This window comes from Brucella sp. TWI432 (assembly GCF_039674445.1).
Taxonomy (GTDB): domain Bacteria; phylum Pseudomonadota; class Alphaproteobacteria; order Rhizobiales; family Rhizobiaceae; genus Brucella; species Brucella chromiisoli.
On the sequence record NZ_JBDJNL010000014.1, the window covers coordinates 1 to 22,132 of the forward strand.

Here is a 22,132-nt window from a genome sequence, read left to right on the forward strand (position 1 = left end):
ATTCCTCGTTTGCAACCCCGACCAGCCTCTCGGAATGGGGGCTGAACGTCAGCACCTGTCGCATCTCTATTTTGCTGGGAACGTCGCAACTTTAACTTGCTAAAACAAATCATATGACGGCAATATACAGATGCGACACATGGGCAAATTAGAGATGCGACCTTTCTAGGCTGCTTGAGTTTATAAGAATATACTCATACATAGCTCATGGTATTGAGCTTGCAGATTATTTTATGGAGAGGATGAGTTTCATGAGTAAAATTTCAGTCTTGCTGATCGCAATGCTAATCATGGCGGGATGCACAACTTCAGAGAAAGACGTCAGTATCGGAACTGTTGCTGGCGCCGCGATCGGCGGAATCGCTGGAGGTGGCCGTGGCGCACTGATTGGTGCCGGAGCGGGTGCGATTGGTGGTTTGCTTGTTCGCAATCTGCGCAACGGTAAATGCGAATACAGAAGCAGCCGTGGCCAGATTTACACTGCACGCTGCCGTTAAAATAATAGCAAGGCAGGGCTTTAATGGCCCTGCCCTGTACATGGATTTTATAAAAACCAATACCCTTTAATTTGCATATTTTACGAACGGTATATTTTATGACCGACATCAATGCGATTGCCGGTTGGGGTCTTCAATACGAATGTTCGCAGGTCAAAGCCCTTATCCTGCAAGGCCTTTAGCAGGTTCTGTTTGATCGTAATCATTTCTCTTATTACGGATTTCAACAGGGCTGCTGATTGTCGATCTAAGACCAAAGCATGCGTGTAATCGTTGTTGACTTGCGCTATTACCCCCATGCGCCGAATCCGATCGTCAGCTTAAATGCTTCGCGCACCGGAGAGTGTTGTTTCCGGCCTAAAGCCGGTCTCCAAGGAAGGTAGATTACATGTTGGAAGCACGTATCAGGAACGCATCCCTGCGTGATAAGATCATTACGGCAGAACAAGCTGCCAGCCTGATCAAAGATGGCATGATTATAGGCATGAGCGGGTTTACGCGTTCAGGTGATGCCAAGGCAGTTCCTTTAGCGATGGCGGCGCGTGCTGCAAATGATCCATTCCAGATCACCTTGATTACCGGCGCGTCCCTTGGCCATGATGTCGATAAGGTGCTGACCGAAGCCCATGTGCTTGCGCGTCGCATGCCTTTTCAGGTGGATCGTACTTTGCGTGCCGCAATCAATCGCGGTGAAGTCATGTTCATTGATCAGCATCTCTCGGAGACGGTCGAACAATTGCGTTCGAACCAGATCGGCCCAATTGACTACGCCGTGGTCGAAGCCCTGGCGATCACCGAAAATGGCGGTATTATTCCAACAACATCCATTGGTAACTCTGCGAGCTTCGCAATTCTGGCCGATAAGGTTATTGTCGAGGTTAATCTCAATCAGCCACTGGCGCTTGAAGGATTGCACGACATCTATATTCCAACGAAGCGCCCTTCCCGCGATCCAATTCCGGTGACGGCCTGCGACAGCCGTGTTGGCCTGCCCTATATTCCGATTCCGCCTGAGAAGATCGCCGGCATTGTTATCACCCATGAGAACGACAGCGCCTCGACGGTGGAACCTGCCGATGGCGAAACCATTGCCATTGCTTCGCATCTCATCGAGTTTCTTCTCAAAGAAGTCGATGCAGGTCGCCTTGATCTGACACTCAATCCTTTGCAGGCAGGTATTGGTACAATTGCCAATGCTGTTCTCAATGGCTTTGTGGATAGTCCGTTTCATAATCTGCGGATGTATAGTGAAGTGCTGCAAGACAGCACTTTCGATCTTTTCGATGCTGGCAAACTCGATTACGCCTCCGGCTCATCCATCACGTTAAGTCCTGCCTGTGGCGAGCGCGTGTTTAGTAATATTGACCGCTATCGCGACAAGCTGATTTTACGCCCTCAGGAAATCAGCAATCACCCGGAAGTTATTCGTCGTCTTGGCATCATCGGCATCAATACCGCGCTTGAGTTTGACATCTACGGCAATGTGAATTCCACCCATGTCGATGGCACACATATGATGAACGGGATCGGCGGTTCCGGTGATTTTGCGCGTAATGCCTACATTTCAATATTTGTCAGCAAGTCCGAAGCGAAGAATGGCGCCATATCGTCTATCGTGCCGATGGTCACCCATGTCGATCACACCGAGCATGATGTCGATATTCTTGTGACAGAACAAGGGCTGGCCGATCTACGCGGGCTTGCACCACGTGAACGGGCACGGCTTATTATCAATAATTGCGCGCACCCGGATTATCGCGACCAGCTCAATGATTATTTTGAACGTGCCTGCAACAGAGGCGGTCACACCCCTCACCTGCTTGAAGAAGCATTTAGCTGGCATGACCGGCGTAAGCAGACGGGTTCGATGCAAAAATAATGGCTGTGTATTTGGAGTGCCGATTTGATTGAATCAGATCGGCCTTCCTTTCATTCCGGTCGAAATCTGCTCTCATCGGCGGCGTAAGTCGCCGATTTCCTTTCGTAAATGACTGGAACCTTATTCTGATAGGAACGTTAACCGGCATATCATCTTTGCAACAGGATGATGGAGATTGGGGACAGTTATTGGCTCGGAAACGGGCCGCGCTTCCCATTATCATACCGCTCTGTTCGGCCTCCAGATGGAACGGTCGCCGAAAGAGTTAAGAAACATCCGTTCCGGGAAGGGTCCGACTGCTTATGTCTATCCTCATTAGCCTTCTGATAACAATTCTGGTTATCTTTCTCGTCCTTTACCTCATCAATATGCTACCGCTTGATGGGAAAGTGAAACAGATCGCCCAGGTGATTGTCATTATTATCGGTATCGTATCGCTCTTGAAATATCTGGCAGTCTTTTAGAGCATTCCAAGCCAAAGGGCGAAGTGGGTTTGCGTGGGATAATGCGTGAACCCAAACAGAAAGAGCACGCCCATTGATTCAGTCAGATCGAACCGCGCCAGAGCGCGTTTCGATTTTCTTGAATCCGATATTTGCTCTAAATCATTCTATTTTAAGCATAATTTTATTGGCTTTTGTTTCGCTTCAGTCGGGTTGTGCGCCGATGTGAAAAATTACAGCAAATGTTATTTCTTTTAAAGATTGTTGTCTCAAGACGAATCTATGAGTAAGATATTGATGATGCACTACTTTAGATTGTGTTTTTAATGGCACACATATATAAATAATTGTATTCGTGCAGGAATGTAGCTTTTATCAAAATGTTGCACCTCCTATAAGGCCTCTGAGGGCGCGTTTCGGGCTGATTGTATCGGGGGCGTGTTCGGATTTTATTTCAGCGCGCAACTTGTCTGGTCGCAATGGGATCAGAAATTAGTCCTATGGACTGGTTTCTCAGCATCGGCGGTTGGCGTTTGGGGGCTGTGCACTAACGATCTGGTCTGTTCATACAGGGTTCAGCAACAGACACCTAAAATATCTTCATAGGGTTGGGGGATTTCATAGATATGAAGACGGTTTTATGGAAGGCAGCGTTCATAACGTTGTGTGTCGTTCTGTTTTCCTTAGCAACCAGCTTTGTTGTCGGATTCTTTTTCGGTTCACTGCCGGGACGGGCAGCTATCAGCCTGAGTGCAGGCATTCCGATAGTTACCGCCTTCCCTTCGCTTGTTTATATTTTCTATCATTATAGCAAACTTCAGGATGCCTATGCGCAGCTTGAAAAAGCGCATACCGAATTGCAGGCGCGCTCGCGCGTTGATCATATGACTGGATTGCTCAATCGCGAAGCACTGTTCGACGCTATGAAAATCAGCCGCTCGCGCATTGAAAATGGAACTTTGCTTGTCATCGATGCCGATCATTTTAAAGCAATCAATGATACATTCGGGCATAGTGTGGGTGATCGTGCACTCAAGCTGATTGCATTTGCGCTTCAAAATGTGACGCGCAAGGGTGATCTTGTCGGGCGTATTGGTGGCGAGGAGTTTTGCGTTTTTCTTCCCGGGGCTACGGGAGAAACAGGTATGCGCGTTGCGCAGAGAATACGTTCAGAGGTGGAAAACACACCGTTCCATGCCACCGAATATCAGATATACCCGCTGACAATCAGTATCGGTGTGGCATCTGCGCCAAAGAATGAATCCAATTCTCAGGTGTTGAGCCGGGCTGACCGTTGCCTTTATATGGCCAAGCAGCGCGGTCGAAATTGCGTGGTGTTTGATGAAGAAAGCGGACGTATTACGAGCGCGTCTGTCGTTTCAATCACCAACGGACGCGAAGTCGCGCGGGGCTAACCTTATTCCCACGCTATCACTTCTTCTTCCGACCAGCCGACAGGCACAAATCCCATTCTCTGGTAAAGCTGCAACGCGCGTGGACTGTCGAGCGTGTTGGTATGAATTGAAATTTTTTGCGGTTCATGTGACCAAGCCGTGGAAATCGCTTCATTGAGAAAGAATTTTCCCAGTCCCCGCCCCTGATAATCCGGCATGAGGCCAAAGTAGAGAATTTCAGCCGTTTCGGGTAAGGCAGCGAGATTGATCTCCAAAAGACCGGCCGGATTGCCATCGACATAGAGAACGTGAATTTCGGTGGTTTCGGCGTGAATTGCTTCGGCCACTTCTGCATCATTTTGCACGCGTCGCATCATCCAGTGATGCTGACGCCCGATTTGTTCATAAAGGTAGCGATAGAAATGCACGGGCATTTCGGTCGATCGCATGATGGCAAGGCGCACCCCGGATGGCACCGGAACAGACAGCGACGACCGCGCTGTCATTTCCAGATGGGTTACTCTGGCGGTAAGCTTTTTTTGCGGCATTTTATTCTGCTTCGCCGGTCACGACAGGCGTATCCTGCCTGCTGCCCCACTCGCTCCAGGACCCATCATAAAGCCGATTGTCTTCATGGCCAAGCGAAGCCAGCGCGAGGGTGATGACCGCAGCCGTCACGCCGGAGCCGCAGCTTGTAATAACAGGTTTGTCGAGGTCGACACCGGCACTGCGAAAAATTTCGCGAAGGCTGTCGAGGCTCTTGAGTTGACCGTTTTCAGACAACGATCCAACGGGAACGTTGCGTGCGCCCGGCATGTGACCGGAGCGCATCCCTTCCCGCGGCTCTGCATCGCGGCCTGTGAAACGGCCAGCCGCCCGCGCATCGGCGATCTGAGAGCTGCGTTCATCGACGATTTTGCTCATTTCTGCAAAATCAACGACCTTGGCCGCATCGAATGAAGGCGTGAAAACTGTTGCAGCGATTTTTGTCACTTCATCGGTGACGGGGAAGTTTGCTGCTTTCCAGCCATCAAAACCGCCATCGAGAACCAGAACGTTCTTCACGCCCATCACGCGGAACATCCACCAGACGCGCGGTGCGGAGAACATGCCGGGACCATCATAAACAACAATGGTTTCATCTGCCGTGATGCCCATTGCACCGACATGGCGCGCAAAAAGCTCTGGTGAGGGCAAGGTATGGGGAAGGCCTGAATCCTTGTCGGCAATCACGTCCTGATCGAAGAAGACGGCACCTGGAATGTGCGCTGCATCATATTCATCGCGTCCGTTACGACCGGCTGCGGGCAAATACCACGATGCATCCACGATTGCGAGGCCCGGCTCGCCCAGTCGGGCTTTCAGATCATCGCGGGAAATAACAAATGCGCTTTTGTCGGACATGATTGCTCCTGAAATTCTCAAGCTTGCGGTGCATTGCCAAATCGAATGCGGAAGCGGCGGTTTTCCTTGCCCTTCTTTTCGATCTTGCCGATGTGGATTTCACCCACTTCCTGTGTTTGAGAAACGTGTGTGCCGCCGCAAGGTTGCGAATCCACCGAACCATTTTCGCCGATAACCACCAGACGCAAATGTCCCGTGCCAACAGGCGGACGTACATTCTTTGATTTCACAATATCAGGATTGGCCAGAAATTCTTCGTCGGTAATCCAGCGCAGCGTAACGGGATCATTGGCTTTCACCATTTCCATGAGTTTTTCTGTCACCAGTTCCTTGGTATAGCTCGCATCTGGCAAATCGAAATCGACACGGCTTTCCTCTTCACCAACTGCGGCACCGGTAATTGGAAACGGACATGCGACAGAAAGAAGATGGCAGGCCGTATGCATACGCATCAGCTTGTAGCGGCGCTCCCAATTGAGTTGCAGAACCAGCTTCTCGCCAATTTCGGGCACCGCCTGCCCTTCGACTGGCACATGGATGATTTCATTTTTGCTTTCGCCGGTCACAGTTGCAGCAATTTCAATGCGCGAGCCATCGGCACGTTCAAAATAGCCCGTATCTCCTGGCTGTCCGCCGGACGTGGCATAAAAATTTGTCTGATCGAGAATGATGCCGCCGGACTCTGTCAGGGCAAGGACCGAACCCTCCGCGCTTTTAAGATATGCATCTTCGCGGAACAGTGCTTCAGTCTCGTATGCCATGATTATCCCTCGTATGGTATTTCAATCTCGGTTTTTGTTTCAAGCCAGCCCGGCACGGGCAAGTCTTTTCCCCGCAGGAAAGCCGGATTGAACAGCTTGGACTGGTAACGATTACCATAGTCGCAAAGCACCGTCACGATTGTGTGGCCCGGACCGAGGTCTTTTGCAAGGCGGATTGCACCGGCAATATTAATACCCGATGAGCCACCGAGGCAAAGCCCTTCCTCCTGCACCAGATCAAACAGAATATCGAGTGCGTCGGCATCGCCAATGCGATAGGAAAAATCAGGCGTAAAACCTTCGAGATTGGCCGTAATACGCCCCTGCCCGATGCCTTCGGTGATGGAATCGCCTTCCGATTTCAGTTCCCCCGTTGTGTAAAAGGAATAAAGGGCTGCGCCATGGGGATCAGCGAGAGCGATCTTGATATTCGCATTCTTGTCCTTGAGGCCAAAGGCCGTGCCTGCGAGTGTGCCACCCGAACCGACAGCCGAGACAAAACCATCGACCTTGCCATTGGTATCACGCCAGATTTCCTGTGCTGTGGTTTCAATATGTGCGTTGCGATTGGCCACATTATCGAATTGATTGGCCCAGATAGCACCATTGGGTTCGGTTTTGGCGAGTTGTTCAGCCAGGCGGCCCGACAAACGCACATAATTGTTCGGATTGCGATAGGGTGCTACTGGAACTTCAATCAGTTCCGCACCCAGCAGACGCAAGGCATCCTTCTTTTCCTGGCTTTGCGTTTCAGGAATAACGATTACAGTGCGATAGCCAAGCGCCTTGGCAACAAAGGTGAGGCCGATGCCGGTGTTTCCTGCCGTGCCTTCAACAATGACGCCACCGGGCTTGAGAAGTCCGCGTTTTTCGGCATCACGGATAATATAGAGCGCTGCGCGATCCTTGACCGACTGACCGGGATTGAGAAATTCAGCCTTGCCGTAGATTTCGCAACCAGTGCTTTCAGAAGCCTTTTTCAAGCGGATGAGTGGTGTATTGCCGATAGCATCGAGTGCTGAATTGAGCATGGCTTCCGTTCCTTCTGGTTGAGAGGAAACTACGGGGAAGCATGACGTTCTTCAAGCAAGCGGGGAATAATTTTCCAGGTGAAATTGCAATGACGAACTCAACAATCCAGCTAAAACGAAAAAACCGCCCCGTTAAGGGCGGCTTTTAGAAAAACGTGTGCTGCGATTAAGCAGCGCGCTGGCCGCCACCGCCGCCACCTGGACGACGCTTGCGATGGAATGGACGCTTTGGCTTTGCAGCCGCTTCGCCGTTTGCTGGCTTTGGTGCTGGCGTTGAACGATTTTCGCCAGACTTTGCCATCTTGTTGGCCGGACGACGATGCTTCTGTGGCACGCTGTGCGAACCGGGTTTACGATCCGAACGTGGTTTGTCTTCAGCATCATCAAACTTTGGCGCCGGTGCTGGTGCGAGCTTGACGGGCGCTTCCTTGATGGTGAGCTTGCTGCGCGTGACGCGTTCAACGGCACGAAGCTTTGTATCTTCCGTTGCAGCATCATAAAGCGTGATCGATGCGCCGCTTGCGCCGTTACGGCCCGTACGGCCAATGCGGTGCACATAGGTTTCCGGCTCATCCGGCAGGTCATAATTGACCACATGGCTAATGCCCGGAACGTCAATGCCGCGAGCGGCGATGTCGGTTGCAACCAGAATGCGCAATGTGCCATCGCGGAAGCCGTTCAGCGCGCGCTGGCGGGCGTTCTGTGATTTGTTGCCGTGGATCGCTGCAACATCGAAACCGTCACGTTCGAGATGACGCACAACCGCATCGGCACCGTGCTTTGTACGGGTGAACACGATAACGGATTTCATGGTCTTGTCGCCCAGAAGACCGGAGAGCAGACGACGCTTTTCCTTGGTTGGAACAGGGTGCACAACCTGTGTGATTTCAGCCGCTGTTGTGCCCTGTGGAGCCACTTCAACGCGAACCGGATCACGCAGCAGGCTCTGTGCGAGTGCTGCGATTTCCTTTGGCATGGTTGCCGAGAAAAGTGCGGTCTGACGGTTTTTGTGCGTGCCCTTGGCAATGCGCTTCACATCATTGATGAAGCCCATATCGAGCATACGGTCCGCCTCATCGAGAACCAACCAACGGGTTTCCGAAAGATCAATGCAGTTCTCACGCACCAGGTCAGTCAGACGGCCAGGTGTTGCGATGAGAACATCAACGCCGCCCTGCATGCGCTTGATCTGGCTCAGGCGCGATACGCCGCCGAGAACGAGCGCAGTCGAAATATGCGCCTGCTTGGCAACGGTGCGGATCGTTTCTTCGATCTGCACGGCCAGTTCGCGGGTTGGTGCAAGGATCAGCGCGCGTGCCGTCTTACCCTTGCGCTTGTCGCCAAGCCCAATGATTTTCTGCAGGATCGGCAGGCTGAAGGCAGCGGTCTTGCCGGAACCTGTCTGTGCGATGCCTAAAATATCGCGACCTTCCAGCTGGTGCGGAATGGCCTGTGTCTGGATCGGCTTTGGCTCGGTCATACCAGCAGCTTCAACGCCTTTAAGGAGTACGCCAGTAACGCCAAGAGCGGCAAAGCCGCCAATGTTTTCAGTAGTCAATTTAAACTCTTTCGGCGGCACCGCAAAATTGCAGTCCGCTTTAAAACTTCGGACAAGCGCAACTTGCCGAAAAATAGCTTTGTGATGATACGACGGGACGCCGGAAACATCCGGTCGACTTGCGCTGCCGTGCCCGAAACCAGTCGGGTCTCCCCTGCTCTCAGACCATTCTGACTGCAAGAGGCGAGACGCAACAAGTCCGATTCCGGGAAGGCTGAAACAGTTCAGCCCATGCGCCTGAGCAGGCATATGGGGCGTTTTACCCCAAAAAGCAAATGATTTTTATTTAATGCTTTGTCAGATGATGAAATCTGCAAGCACCTGATTGTCCGTTATATCCTGATAGGCCCATCCGGCTTCGGCAAATTTCTTTTCGAGAATTTTGAAGTTCGCCGCATTCTTGGTTTCAATGCCGATCAGGACGGAACCGAAATTGCGTGCGGATTTCTTCAGATATTCAAAGCGGGCCACGTCGTCTTCCGGACCGAGCAGATCAAGGAATGAGCGCAGTGCGCCGGGACGCTGCGGGAAGCGGAAGATGAAATATTTCTTCAGACCTTCATAGCGAAGCGCGCGTTCCTTGACGTCCGGCAGGCGTTCAAAGTCAAAATTGCCGCCTGATACGACGATGACAATGCGCTTGCCTTTAAGTTCGCTTTTCTTGAAATCTTTGAGCGCATCAATGCCAAGCGCGCCGGCGGGTTCAAGGACCACGCCTTCGATATTTAGCATTTCAACCATTGTCGAACATAGGCGGTTTTCTGGAACCGTTATGACAATATCTTTGTCGAAGCCTTTGAGAAGCTTGAAGTTTTCTTTGCCGATCTCTGCCACAGCTGCGCCATCGACAAAATTATCAACCTGATTGAGCTTGATCCGCTTGCCTGCTTCAAGGCTGCCTTTGAGGCTCGCAGCACCTTTAGGCTCGACAAAGCGGTAGGCAATTTTCCAGCCAAGGCCATCGAAATATTGGGTCACACCTGCCGACAAACCACCGCCGCCAACGGGCAAAAACACAAAATCCGGCTTTTTGCCATCCGGCAGCTGGCGCTCGATCTCGAGCGCAACAGTCGCCTGCCCTTCGATAATGCCAGCATGGTCAAAAGGCGGTACCATCACGCCCTTGTTTGCCTCCGCATAGTCTTGCGACGCGGCATAGCAGACATCGAAAATATCGCCGATGAGCTTGATTTCGATAAATTCGGCACCGAAAGCGCGGGTCTTGTCGATTTTCTGCTGCGGTGTTGTCACCGGCATGAATACCACGCCTTTACGACCGAAGTGTCGGCAAGCAAAGGCAAAGCCCTGCGCGTGATTGCCTGCTGAGGCGCAGACAAATATCGCATTTTCGTCGGCAGTTTTCACCGCGCGTGAAATGAAGTTGAAGGCACCACGTATCTTATAGGAGCGAACCGGCGTCAGATCTTCGCGCTTGAGCCAAATTTCCGCGCCGTATTTCCGTGAAAGATAGTCATTGCGCTGCAATGGCGTCTCTGGAAAGAGCGCACGCATGGCAGTTTCAGCTTGAGCTACGGCTTTTACGAAGGCGTCCATCAATCAGCTTTCTGCATTCTCTTGAAGATTTGCGCATCGCTACATTGCTTTACTGTTTCAAACAAGCTTGAAACAGTAAACATGAGTAAAAGCGCAATGTTTTATCAGGGAAGATAGGTGGTGCGGTCGGCGGGACTTGAACCCGCAAGCCTAAAAGGCGACGGATTTTAAGTCCGTTGCGTATACCAATTTCGCCACGACCGCAGCTGAGGAATTCTATGTCATGATTTGTAAAACAAATTCAAGCTGTTTTGAACGCTTACAACAACTGGTTTTGCTGACAGTGGATATTATTCAACAAATTGTTCGCAACGATTTTTTAGAATGTAAGCTCTTGTAAAAGTGAATGATCATATGCGGGCCTGTCAGTTTGAGAATTATAGAAAATCAGTTGCAGCTTGTGTCAGCCGCGGATTAACTGTGATGAAACAGAATGGAGTCTGGGCATGACGATTATCCCGCAAAAAGCCGTTACCGCTGCAATGCTTGCCATTGGCGATGAGCTTCTCTCAGGGCGCACGAAAGACAAGAATATAGGCCATCTGGCCGAGGTTCTGACGGCCGCAGGAATTGATCTTAAAGAGGTTCGTATCGTTGCGGATGATGAAGATGCCATTGTTGCAGCCCTCAATGCGTTGCGTCCAGGATATGACTATGTCTTCACTTCCGGCGGCATTGGTCCGACCCATGACGACATCACTGCGGATGCCGTATCGCGCGCTTTTAATGTGCCTTGTATTTATGATGAAAAGGCGATGACCCTTCTGGCAGAAACTTATGCCAGACGTGATTTGGAGTTTACCGACTCTCGCAAGCGCATGGCGCGCATGCCTGAGGGGGCAGAGCACATCGACAATCCCGTATCCACGGCGCCCGGTTTTCATATTGGCAATGTCTATGTCATGGCGGGGGTGCCTTCGGTCTTTCAGGCGATGCTCGACAATGTTCTTCCAACGCTTAAAACTGGCCGTAAGCTTTTGTCCAAAACTGTTCCCTGCCCGTTTGGCGAAGGCGTCATTGGCGCCCCTCTTTCGGCAATCCAGAAGGAAAATCCTGAAACGATTATCGGTTCTTATCCGAAATTCGAAAATGGAAAATTCAGCACGGAGCTTGTTGTTCGCGGCAGCGATGAGACCAAAATCGATTTGGCAGTGTGTGCAATTGAGGCGATGATTATCACCTTGCAGACACAAGGCGCAGCTTGAGCCCAGGATTTTTGCCTGTTTGTCGGACTGAATTGTTATATACTAAAACGGAAAATAGCCGGAAGGAGATCGGATATGTCCTATAAGACGGTGGTGGCTTATGCCCGTAGTGATGCCGAGTTAAAGCGGGTTTTGTCGGCGGTCGCATTGTTGACGCGCAAAACGCCTGACATTCACGTCATCGGCCTTTATTCGGTTCCCTCTCCTATCGTGTATGCTGATCCCAATGGTTTCATTGATCCGGGCATGTTTGAGTTGCATGACAAGCAGCATAAGGAAATCTCCGAACGCCTGAAGCTGCTTTTTGAAGAAGAGATGCGCCGTCAGGCTGTGCATCACGAATTCCGGGTCACACGCTCAGAAACCGGTACGGCTGCGGATGGTGTGCTGACATCGTGCCTTGGCGCTGAACTGCTGGTGGCTGGCCAGCCAGATCCTGACGATCCGGCAACCAATGATGAAACCGCCGACACACTTGTTTTCAATTCGAGTTGCCCGGTTCTGCTGGTGCCGTACGCGCCGATTTTGCCCATGGAAGCGATTGATCGCATTGTTGTGGCATTCAATGGCAAGCGGGAGGCCGCACGCGCTGCTTTCGACGCCAAGCCACTTATGAAAAATGCGAGCCGCACGGAAGTCATATGGATTGATCCGCCGGAGCGTGAAAGTGAAGACGAAGCCCTTGCCGGAAGTGAACTGGCGCAGGCCTTGTCACGCCATGGAATCGAGGCCAGTGTTACGCCGCTCGCATCCAATAGCCGCAATGCACAGGATGTGCTGCGTGAGCACATCATTGCACAGCGTGCAGACCTTCTCGTTATGGGGGCTTACAGCCACTCACGATTGCGCGAACTGGTTTTTGGCGGTGTTACACGCTCCATGCTCAATGAACTGCCAATTCTGACGCTGTTTTCGCGTTAAACAAATAACACGTCTGACCGGGCTGCTTCACGCGGTCTGACGCAATATTTTTGGCGTGGAATGAACATGTCGTCTCACGCCGCTCTTGCGCTACAGGTATTTTTGCGGTTATCAGCATCACCCGGCGCTGACTGTGCCGGGCGGAAAGCCTTTCCTTGTTGTGCAGCATGCACATGAAATGCTGTGCGCGCATAGGGGAAAGCTGCAGATCCAGACAGTTCAGCGCGAATGGCAAGCGTCATCGCGCATTTTTGGTTTGATTAAGTCCGGAACGATGTTTTCGGATTTTCCATGGAGCGTTTTGATGTCGTTGCCCGATAAAGCCTTTCCCGTTTCCTGGGATCAGTTCCACCGTGACGCCCGTGCGTTGGCCTGGCGTATTGCAGATATGGATCGCGAATGGCGTGCGATCGTTGCGATCACGCGCGGCGGGCTGGTTCCTGCTGCAATCGTTTGCCGTGAACTCGGGATTCGTTTGATCGAAACTGTCTGCGTTGCATCTTACCATGATTATACATCGCAAGGCGAAATGGAAATTCTCAAGGGAATCAGCGCGCCGCTTCTCGAAAATGGCGGTGAAGGCGTGATCGTGGTCGATGACCTGACCGACACCGGCAAAACGGCAGCTATTGTTCGTGAGATGATGCCAAAGGCGCATTTTGCCACCGTTTATGCGAAGCCAAAAGGCCGCCCATTGGTCGATACATTCGTAACCGAAGTTTCACAGGATACGTGGATTTATTTTCCATGGGATATGGGTTTCACCTATCAAGAACCTATTGCTGGCGGAAAACGCGGCTAAACGAAAAAAAATGAAAGGTGATTGCGGTGGTAAAGCGACCGCAATCACACTATATTGAAAGTCAGCCGGAAAGCGGTGGAGGCGTATCACTGATCTTTTATTGAAAGCGAAGTGATCGTTGTTTTTATTAAGTCATTGAAAATAAATATTTTTTATAGTTTTGTTTCAAGGGGCTGCAAACAAATCCATTGTCATTTCGGAGAATCAATCCATTCTGTTTGGAAAATGGTGGGACTTTCGCGGTGAAAACACAGGCTAAAAAATTTGTTGCAACGGAGAAGCGTATTCTGACGCCTTCTGGTCGTTTGCAGCAAGTTGCGGCACTTGTGTATCGTTTTCATGCGGACGATCTGCAAACTCTGCTTATCACCAGCCGCGGTACGGGCCGCTGGATTATCCCCAAAGGGTGGCCACAGGTTGGGCGCACGCTTGCAGAAACTGCCGCACGTGAGGCTTTCGAGGAAGCTGGTGTTCGCGGTGAGATTTCGTCACGCCCTATCGGCAGCTTCGAATATTGCAAAAACGATCTTCCGCCTGAAAGCATCAATCAGTTTTCAGTGGCCGTCTATACACTACACTATGTGGAGCGCGCCAAAGACTGGCCAGAGCGGGAGATGCGTGTGTGTGAGTGGGTTTCGCCGCTCGAGGCTGCAGAACGCGTCGATGAAATTGATCTAAAACGGATTCTTCTTGATTTTGACGGTTCGCTGACGGCGGCGGCTGCCGAATAATAGCTTCTGGCGGGAAAGGAACCCTGCCCCTTCTTATTGTGCAATAGGTTACCCGCGATTTGTCGTCCAAAATTTGAACCCAGTTCCGGGATCGGGATTAAAGGCATGCTTTGTGTTGCTGATTGGCATGTGTCTTGGAATTAAATACGCCGAGCTTCATATATCTGTCATTCTCCCCGTTATCCACATTTCGCCTCGTGGCTTAATCACAATATCTAGCGCCGGGGGCTTAATGGTAAACCAAAGCTTGACGCTCATGTCCGAGTCGTTTTTTATAACGACATCGTTGCGTTAGTGGCGTGGCCGAGCGTAAAGAATTTGTCGGTCTTTTCTTCAAATCAGTGGAGTTGACAACGGGCGTTGCGTCGAAAAGGCGTGGATCGCACGAGGTTTTTTGCGTCTGAAATTTGCTATGTCAGCGCTGCGTGGCGGATGAATTTTATTGATGCCAATGACGTATTAATACTAGATTTAGTATTTTGGGTCATGGTAATATACCAGATGAGGGAAACCTTGTCCGCAGGCTTGGATGAAAGCGGTCTTTTGGCCGTGGCGTTGTTTGGGTTTCGCATGATCGAAATCGATTGAAAGAATTCTCGAGGAGCCAGCTCCTCAATCATGATTGTCCTTTCATATATGAGGACATTCGAAGTGAATATGCAGGCACGTATCGTGGCTGGAATGCCGGGGCTGAAATTTTTCAGCCAGGCTACCATATATAGAACGTTTGGATGGGACAGATGAAGATCGAACGCCGTTTCACGAAAGAAAACCAGTCGGCTTATGCGGAGATCGAATTCCGTACGGCGACGAGTGAGATCAAGAATCCCGATGGCTCGGTGGTGTTTCGCCTTGAGGACATCAATGTCCCTGCGCAATTCAGTCAGGTTGCCGCAGACATTCTTGCGCAGAAATATTTCCGTAAGGCCGGTGTTCCTGCCCGTCTGAAAAAGGTTGAAGAAAACGACGTGCCATCATGGCTCTGGCGTTCTGTGCCTGATGAAGAGGCTCTCGCGAAACTTTCGGAAGATGAGCGTTTCGGTTCTGAAATGGATGCTTGTCAGGTTTTCGACCGTTTGTCCGGCACATGGACCTATTGGGGCTGGAAGGGTGGCTACTTCGATTCGGAAGAAGACGCGCGCGCCTTCCGCGATGAGCTTGCTTATATGCTTGCGACGCAGCGCGTGGCACCAAACAGCCCGCAATGGTTCAACACGGGCCTGCATTGGGCCTATGGCATCGACGGTCCTGGGCAGGGTCACTTCTATGTTGACTGGCAGACCGGTAAGCTGACAAAATCCAAGTCCGCTTATGAACATCCGCAGCCGCATGCCTGCTTCATTCAGTCGGTTGGCGATGATCTCGTCAATGAAGGCGGCATCATGGATCTCTGGGTTCGTGAAGCACGTTTGTTCAAATATGGATCCGGCACTGGCTCGAATTTCTCGCACCTGCGTGGCGCGGGTGAAAAGCTTTCGGGCGGTGGCAAATCGTCGGGTTTGATGAGCTTCCTGAAAATTGGCGATCGTGCAGCGGGCGCAATCAAATCAGGTGGTACAACACGTCGCGCCGCCAAGATGGTGGTTGTCGATATTGATCACCCGGATATTGAAGAATATATCGACTGGAAGGTGAAAGAAGAGCAGAAAGTTGCGGCTCTTGTCACGGGCTCCAAGATCGTCAAGCAGCATCTGACTGCCATTATGAAGGCTTGCGTTAATTGCGAAGCAGACAATGACGATTGCTTTGATCCATCCAAAAATCCGGTTCTCAAGCGCGAAATCAAGGCTGCAAAAAAGAATCAGGTTCCTGAAAACTACGTGAAGCGTGTTATTCAGTTTGCACGTCAGGGCTACACGGACATTGAGTTCAAGACCTATGACACGGACTGGGATTCGGAAGCCTATCTGACTGTTTCGGGACAGAATTCAAACAATTCGGTTTCGCTCAAGGATGAATTCCTGCGCGCTGTTGAAAACGACAGCGATTGGAACCTGACTGCGCGCCGCGATGGTCGCGTTATGAAGACGCTCAAGGCGCGCGATCTTTGGGAAAAGATCGGTTATGCAGCCTGGGCCTCAGCTGATCCGGGTCTGCATTTCAACACAACAATGAATGATTGGCACACCTGCCCTGCGGCTGGCCCAATCCGTGCGTCCAATCCGTGCTCGGAATATATGTTCCTTGATGACACGGCTTGTAATCTGGCGTCGATCAATCTGCTGACCTATCGCAATAAGGATGGCTCGTTCGATATTAGTGCTTATGAGCACACTGCGCGCCTTTGGACGATGGTTCTCGAAATCTCGGTGATGATGGCGCAGTTCCCTTCCAAGGAAATCGCCCGTCTGTCTTATGAATACCGTACACTCGGCCTTGGCTATGCCAATATTGGCGGCCTGCTGATGACATCCGGCATTCCTTATGACTCAGACGAAGGTCGTGCGATCTGCGGTGCACTGACCGCAATCATGACCGGTGTTGCCTATGCCACATCTGCTGAAATGGCGAAGGAGCTGGGCGCTTTCCCAAGCTATGAGCCGAATGCTGACAGTATGCTGCGCGTTATTCGCAATCATCGGCGTGCTGCTTATGGTGAAAATGACGGTTATGAAGGTTTGGCCGTTAACCCGGTTGGTCTGATTGCCGAAAATTGCCCTGATCAAGACATGATCGCGCATGCACGTGCTGCCTGGGACAAGGCGCTGGAACTGGGCGAAAAGCACGGTTATCGCAATGCGCAGGCAACGGTTATCGCGCCGACCGGCACGATTGGCCTTGTCATGGATTGTGACACGACCGGTATCGAGCCTGACTTCGCGCTGGTGAAGTTCAAGAAGCTTGCCGGCGGTGGTTATTTCAAGATCATCAACCGCGCTGTTCCTGAAGCACTGCGCACGCTTGGTTATTCGGAAAGCCAGATTGCTGAAATCGAGGCTTATGCTGTCGGTCACGGCAATCTTAATCAGGCACCGGGTGTCAATCCTTCAACATTGAGGGCCAAGGGCTTTACGGACGAGAAGATTGAAGCACTGAATGCCGCTCTCAAGAGTGCGTTTGACATCAAATTCGCTTTCAACAAGTGGACGCTGGGCGAAGATTTCTGCAAGGACATCCTGAAGCTGACCGATGAGCAGCTCAACGACTTCTCGTTTGAAATGCTGCCAGCGCTTGGCTTTGCCCGCAAGGATATTGAAGCAGCAAATGTTCATGTTTGCGGTGCGATGACGCTGGAAGGTGCACCGTTCCTCAAAGAAGAGCACTATCCGGTTTTCGATTGCGCCAATGCCTGTGGCAAGATCGGCAAGCGTTATCTCTCGGTTGAAAGCCATATCTGGATGATGGCTGCGGCGCAGCCGTTCATTTCGGGCGCGATTTCCAAGACGATCAACATGCCGAATGAAGCAACGGTTGAAGACTGCAAGAGCGCTTACATGCTTTCATGGAAGCTGGCACTCAAGGCGAATGCACTTTATCGCGATGGCTCCAAGCTTTCGCAGCCGCTTAATGCGTCGCTGATTGCAGATGATGAAGATGAAGATGATGCGGTTGATGCACTGATCGAAGCGCCAGCTGCTGCGCGTGCCGTTCACGTCACCGAGCGTGTTGTCGAAAAGGTCATCGAAAAGATTGTTCATGAGCGGGAAAAGCTGCCGAACCGTCGTCAGGGGTACACACAGAAGGCTGTTGTTGGCGGTCACAAAGTTTATCTGCGCACAGGTGAATTTGGTAATGGTCGTCTTGGCGAAATCTTTATCGATATGCATAAGGAAGGCGCTGCTTTCCGTGCGATGATGAACAATTTCGCAATCGCTGTGTCGCTGGGCCTGCAATATGGCGTGCCGCTCGAAGAATATGTTGAGGCATTCACCTTCACCAAGTTCGAACCTGCTGGCATGGTGATTGGTAACGATGCGATTAAAACCGCAACGTCGATCATTGATTATGTGTTCCGCGAGCTGGCAGTTTCCTATCTCGGACGCAACGATCTCGCCCATGTTGATACGAGCGACTTCTCCAATACCGCACTTGGTAAGGGGATTCAGGAAGGCAAGACCAATCTTGTGTCGACCGGCTGGACGCGCGGCTACAAGCCAACGCTTGTCTCGACCACCCTGCCCGGTACAGAATCGAAGGGCTCGGCTGCTTCAACACCACAACAGGTGTCGAATGTAACGACGCTCAAGTCTTCTTCGGCTCGCTCGGCGACGGTTGGTCTTGTGACGGATGGTGCCACGGCCTTCAAGCGTGAGTTTGAAGAACAGCCGACACCCGCCGCTGAACAGGAAAATATGGCTGCAACGGAATTGTTCTCTGATAAGGCGGCTGCCGATGCAGCGTCGGCTCGCGCAGAAACAACAAATGCTGCCAAAAAGCTTGAAGCGGATCGTCGTATCAAGTCGATGATGCAGGGTTACACCGGCGATAGTTGCACAGAATGCCAGAACTTCACCATGGTCCGTAATGGAACTTGTTTGAAGTGTGATACATGCGGCTCTACAAGTGGCTGCAGTTAAGATAGAGTAATATAAAGTATTAATGGCAGGCCGGTTAATACCGGCCTGTTTTATTTTTTATCTTTCATTTTTTCTATTCTTACTCACCCTTTTTGTATGAAAATTTTGAAAAAAATTGGAACCCCTCGCCATTCTCTACGTTTGTTTAGTGAAACCGAACGTATAAAGGAGATGGTTATGCTTAGAACAACACTTCTGACAACGACGTGTGCGCTGTTTATCGGAGGGGCAGCCTTCGCCCAGACAGCAGACCCAGCACCGATGGGAGCAGCCCCTGCGGCTTCGGAGCTTCCGGTTTCTTCTCAGAACATGTTCGGTAGTCCGCCTGCTGCGGAATCTGAAAAGATTGGCTTTGTCGAAGCCAAGGATGGACAGCTTCTCGTTTCGAGCTTTATCGGACAGACAGTTTATGAAAGTGACGCAGCCGATGCGGCGTCTGTTGGCAATCTCAACGATCTGATTGTAAGCCCTGAGGGCGAAATTCAGGCTGCTGTGATTGGTGTTGGCGGTTTTCTCGGCGTGGGTGAAAAGGACGTTGCGGTCAGCCCGGATCAGTTGCAGCTGGCAACCCGAAGCGATGGCAAAAAATGGCTGGTCATCAAGGCAAGCAAGGAACAGTTGACGGAGGCACCGACCTTTGATCGTGGCGTGCTCTTCAAGGACGGTGTTGCAGATCCAAATGCAGCCGCTGAAATGAACGCACCAGCAACAACGCCTGCACCGGCAGCGCCAGATGCGACGGCACCTACCACGCCCGCAACCCCTGCTCCGGCGCAGTAATGTGTTTCGGTATATCGATAAAAATCCCGGCCTTTGGGCCGGGATTTTTTTGAAATAAAGTCGAAAGGTTGATTTCAGCACCGCGTACACGTAGGACTTTTATAAATCACCAAATCATTCAGGCCCAATCAATTTGGCCAAAGCATCCGGGAAACTCTATTGTCGGAATTTTTTATTGCTCACCCATGGGCGCAGACAGTTGCATTGCTGTTGGGCCTTTTTCTTGCGGCTTTTGTCGCCAATTTCCTTGTTAAAGCTGTTTTGCTCAAGGTTCTTGATCGTATTGTTCAGAAAACGCCTTTCGGGCAGGATGAGGAAATAAAGCAGCATGGCGTCGTCGGCCATTTGGCCAATATTGTTCCGGCGCTCATTATTTCGACTGGGATTGTCGCAATTCCCGGAATGCCACACATCGCATTGACGGTGATCAATAATGTGGCAATTGCCTTTATCATTCTGACTCTGGCCTTCACTTTAAGCGCTGTCTTGAGCGTCGTGGAAACGCTCTATAGCCGCCGTGAAGAGTCGAAAGATCGGCCGATCAAAGGCTATGTTCAGGTCAGCAAGCTTGCAATTTATATCGTCGCGGTGGTGCTGATTATCGCGACACTTCTGGATCGCTCACCGGTAATCCTGTTGTCTGGTGTGGGTGCGATGGCGGCCGTGCTTATTCTGGTGTTTCAGGATACACTGCTTTCACTCGTCGCCAGTATGCAAATAGCCTCTTCCAACATGGTACGGGTTGGCGACTGGATTGAAATGAAGAATCTTGATGCCAATGGCGATGTTGTTGAGATTGCGCTTTATACGGTCAAAGTGCAGAATTTCGACAAGACGATTACGACTATCCCTATCCGCAAACTCATCACCGAACCGATGAAAAACTATCGCGGGATGCAGCAATCCGGTGGCAGACGCATCAAGCGCGCCTTGTTTATCGATCAGGCAACCATCCGTTTTCTCAGTGAAGATGAGCTTCAAAGCCTTGCCTCGATTGATCAGCTTACAGGCTATCTTTCGAAAAAAGAAAAGGAAATCGCCGAATGGAATGCGAAGCTTGGCGATAAGGCGAAGAACCCGGTTAATACGCGCCGTTTTACCAATATTGGGACGTTCCGCGCCTATGTCGAGACCTATCTGCGAAACCATCCCGCTGTTCACAAGGGCATGACCCTGCTCGTGCGCCAGATGGACCCCACGCCAGATGGATTGCCGCTCGAAATCTATTGCTTCACTAACACCACTGTCTGGGCATCGTATGAGCAAATCCAGTCTGATATTTTCGACCACCTTTATGCGGTGATGCCGGAATTTGGCCTTTATCCATTCCAGAACCCCAGTGGTGGAGACTTCCGCAAGCTCAAGCTTGCGGACCTTACAGCGCCTGTTGCAAAGCCCTGATGATTGCCACCTATATCATTTCTCAGGCTCTAACCGGATTTCGCAAGCCAGTTATGAATACCGTTTGCAGAAGCCTTCGCCATTGCAAAACACGCGGTTAGAAGATAACCGCCGGTGGGGGCTTCCCAGTCGATCATTTCGCCGGTGACAAACGTGCCCGGCAGTTTTTCAAGCATAGAGTGTTCATTGATCTCGCTCCATTTTATGCCGCCAGCAGAGGATATCGCTTCCTCAATTGGTCGCGGGCGAAGGAGTGGAATTTTGAGTGACTTGATGGTCTGGGCGAGTGTGATTGGGTCTTTATCTCGCAAAAACTCAAGCACGAGTGCTGCTTTGACACCCGTTAGGCCTGCGCCTTTTCGCAAGAGATTGCTGATACTTAGCTTCTTATCCTGTCGCGAAAGATCAAGTGTCAGGCGTTCAAGCGTGCGCCCCAGCACAAGATCAAGCTCCAGACTGGCGTGGCCATCGCGTTCAAGATCATCGCGCAAAACCGCTGAATGCGCATAGACGAGGCTTCCTTCGACACCGCCGCGTGTGATAACAAATTCGCCTTGTGAAACACCTGCTGCGCTTTTGATCGTTACCGACTTGACCGGCTCTCCGGCAAATCGTTCTGCAAAGAAATCGCTCCAGTGGACATCGAAGCCGCAATTGGCGGATCGAAAAGGTGCAATGTCGACGCCTTGCGCTGCGAATAATTCTGTCCATGCGCCATTCGAGCCAAGCTTGGGCCAGCTTGCGCCGCCAAACGCAAACAGTGCTGCATCACAGGATATGGTTTGAGTGCCAGTCGATGTCTCAATTACCGGCTTGCCGGTGCGGAACCCGACCCATTTATGGCGGGTCCGTATGGTCACATCCTGCGCTTCCAGACGACGCAACCATGCGCGTAAAAGCGGGGAAGCCTTCATCGCTTTTGGGAACACGCGGCCCGATGAGCCGACAAAGGTTTCAGCGCCGAGCGCATCCGCCCATGCGCGTAAATTCTGCGGCGTGAATTGCTGCAAAGCTGGCTGAAGCCGTTCACTGCTTGCACCATAGCGCTGTGTAAAACGGGCAAAATCTTCTGAATGGGTAATGTTAAGACCCGATTTTCCCGCCAGCAGAAATTTGCGCCCGACCGTCGGCATCTGCTCGTAAACAGTGACCGAATGTCCAAGCGCCGACAAGTTTTCGGCGGCAAACAGCCCTGCCGGTCCACCGCCGAGAATTGCGATCATACGCTTACGCATTGCTTTGCGAACCGCGTTT

At 51.3% G+C, this 22,132-nt stretch carries 18 protein-coding genes and 1 tRNA gene; 11 read left to right on the forward strand and 8 right to left on the reverse strand.

The genetic code is table 11. The annotated features are described in order from the left end of the window. Positions 1-251: 251 nt before the first annotated feature. From ABE527_RS16395 to ABE527_RS16410, 4 genes are all read left to right on the forward strand, one after another. Complete coding sequence (locus tag ABE527_RS16395; RefSeq protein WP_499697587.1) at positions 252-497, forward strand: hypothetical protein; 246 nt, start codon at positions 252-254, stop codon at positions 495-497. Positions 498-885: 388 nt separating this feature from the next. Then, on the forward strand, positions 886-2,376 hold the full coding sequence (scpC, locus tag ABE527_RS16400; RefSeq protein WP_265984683.1) for a succinyl-CoA:acetate CoA-transferase ScpC: 1,491 nt from the start codon (positions 886-888) through the stop codon (positions 2,374-2,376). Positions 2,377-2,678: 302 nt separating this feature from the next. Further along, positions 2,679-2,840, forward strand: coding sequence for a Thivi_2564 family membrane protein (locus ABE527_RS16405; protein ID WP_265984684.1), 162 nt, complete (start codon positions 2,679-2,681; stop codon positions 2,838-2,840). 605 nt (positions 2,841-3,445) lie between these two features. Next, positions 3,446-4,234 carry a GGDEF domain-containing protein gene (locus ABE527_RS16410; protein WP_265984685.1) on the forward strand — a complete coding sequence of 263 codons (789 nt, stop codon included), beginning with the start codon at positions 3,446-3,448 and terminating at the stop codon, positions 4,232-4,234. 2 nt (positions 4,235-4,236) lie between these two features. On the opposite strand, the gene ABE527_RS16415 is transcribed toward ABE527_RS16410, so the two are convergent. The 7 genes from ABE527_RS16415 to ABE527_RS16445 all read right to left on the reverse strand — a co-directional run bounded on the left by ABE527_RS16415 (position 4,237) and on the right by ABE527_RS16445 (position 10,725). Then, complete coding sequence (locus ABE527_RS16415; RefSeq protein WP_265984686.1) at positions 4,237-4,761, reverse strand: GNAT family N-acetyltransferase; 525 nt, start codon at positions 4,759-4,761, stop codon at positions 4,237-4,239. 1 nt (position 4,762) lies between these two features. Next, positions 4,763-5,617: a 3-mercaptopyruvate sulfurtransferase gene (gene sseA / locus ABE527_RS16420; protein WP_499697588.1), complete on the reverse strand. Its 855-nt coding sequence runs from the start codon at positions 5,615-5,617 to the stop codon at positions 4,763-4,765. 17 nt (positions 5,618-5,634) lie between these two features. Continuing rightward, entirely contained in the window at positions 5,635-6,378 is a 744-nt protein-coding gene (locus ABE527_RS16425) for an alanyl-tRNA editing protein (protein ID WP_265984688.1), read from the reverse strand. 2 nt (positions 6,379-6,380) lie between these two features. Then, the gene (locus tag ABE527_RS16430; protein WP_499697589.1) at positions 6,381-7,409 is read right to left on the reverse strand and encodes a cysteine synthase A; all 1,029 of its coding nucleotides are present in this window, start codon (positions 7,407-7,409) and stop codon (positions 6,381-6,383) included. A gap of 166 nt (positions 7,410-7,575) precedes the next feature. After that, positions 7,576-9,216 carry a DEAD/DEAH box helicase gene (locus ABE527_RS16435; RefSeq protein WP_396998577.1) on the reverse strand — a complete coding sequence of 547 codons (1,641 nt, stop codon included), beginning with the start codon at positions 9,214-9,216 and terminating at the stop codon, positions 7,576-7,578. Positions 9,217-9,264: 48 nt separating this feature from the next. After that, positions 9,265-10,524 carry a threonine ammonia-lyase IlvA gene (gene ilvA / locus ABE527_RS16440; protein WP_499697590.1) on the reverse strand — a complete coding sequence of 420 codons (1,260 nt, stop codon included), beginning with the start codon at positions 10,522-10,524 and terminating at the stop codon, positions 9,265-9,267. A gap of 115 nt (positions 10,525-10,639) precedes the next feature. Then, positions 10,640-10,725 (reverse strand) — tRNA-Leu (locus ABE527_RS16445). 242 nt (positions 10,726-10,967) lie between these two features. On the opposite strand from ABE527_RS16445, the gene ABE527_RS16450 reads away from it, so the two are divergent. The 7 genes from ABE527_RS16450 to ABE527_RS16480 all read left to right on the forward strand — a co-directional run bounded on the left by ABE527_RS16450 (position 10,968) and on the right by ABE527_RS16480 (position 20,878). Continuing rightward, positions 10,968-11,726, forward strand: coding sequence for a competence/damage-inducible protein A (locus tag ABE527_RS16450; RefSeq protein ID WP_499697591.1), 759 nt, complete (start codon positions 10,968-10,970; stop codon positions 11,724-11,726). Between the two features lie 75 nt (positions 11,727-11,801). After that, a complete protein-coding gene (locus ABE527_RS16455; RefSeq protein WP_499694101.1) occupies positions 11,802-12,647 on the forward strand; it encodes a universal stress protein in 846 nt (281 codons plus the stop codon). A gap of 304 nt (positions 12,648-12,951) precedes the next feature. Then, positions 12,952-13,449: a xanthine phosphoribosyltransferase gene (gene gpt, locus ABE527_RS16460; RefSeq protein ID WP_007875001.1), complete on the forward strand. Its 498-nt coding sequence runs from the start codon at positions 12,952-12,954 to the stop codon at positions 13,447-13,449. Positions 13,450-13,691: 242 nt separating this feature from the next. Further along, positions 13,692-14,180, forward strand: a complete 489-nt coding sequence (locus ABE527_RS16465; RefSeq protein ID WP_265984693.1) for an NUDIX hydrolase — start codon at positions 13,692-13,694, stop codon at positions 14,178-14,180. Positions 14,181-14,920: 740 nt separating this feature from the next. Further along, positions 14,921-18,697, forward strand: coding sequence for a vitamin B12-dependent ribonucleotide reductase (locus ABE527_RS16470; protein ID WP_499697592.1), 3,777 nt, complete (start codon positions 14,921-14,923; stop codon positions 18,695-18,697). 177 nt (positions 18,698-18,874) lie between these two features. Then, positions 18,875-19,477 carry a PRC-barrel domain-containing protein gene (locus tag ABE527_RS16475; protein ID WP_499697593.1) on the forward strand — a complete coding sequence of 201 codons (603 nt, stop codon included), beginning with the start codon at positions 18,875-18,877 and terminating at the stop codon, positions 19,475-19,477. A gap of 159 nt (positions 19,478-19,636) precedes the next feature. Continuing rightward, positions 19,637-20,878: a mechanosensitive ion channel family protein gene (locus tag ABE527_RS16480; protein ID WP_265984696.1), complete on the forward strand. Its 1,242-nt coding sequence runs from the start codon at positions 19,637-19,639 to the stop codon at positions 20,876-20,878. A gap of 29 nt (positions 20,879-20,907) precedes the next feature. On the opposite strand, the gene ABE527_RS16485 is transcribed toward ABE527_RS16480, so the two are convergent. Beyond that, positions 20,908-22,113: a TIGR03862 family flavoprotein gene (locus ABE527_RS16485; protein WP_499697594.1), complete on the reverse strand. Its 1,206-nt coding sequence runs from the start codon at positions 22,111-22,113 to the stop codon at positions 20,908-20,910. Positions 22,114-22,132: the final 19 nt, after the last annotated feature.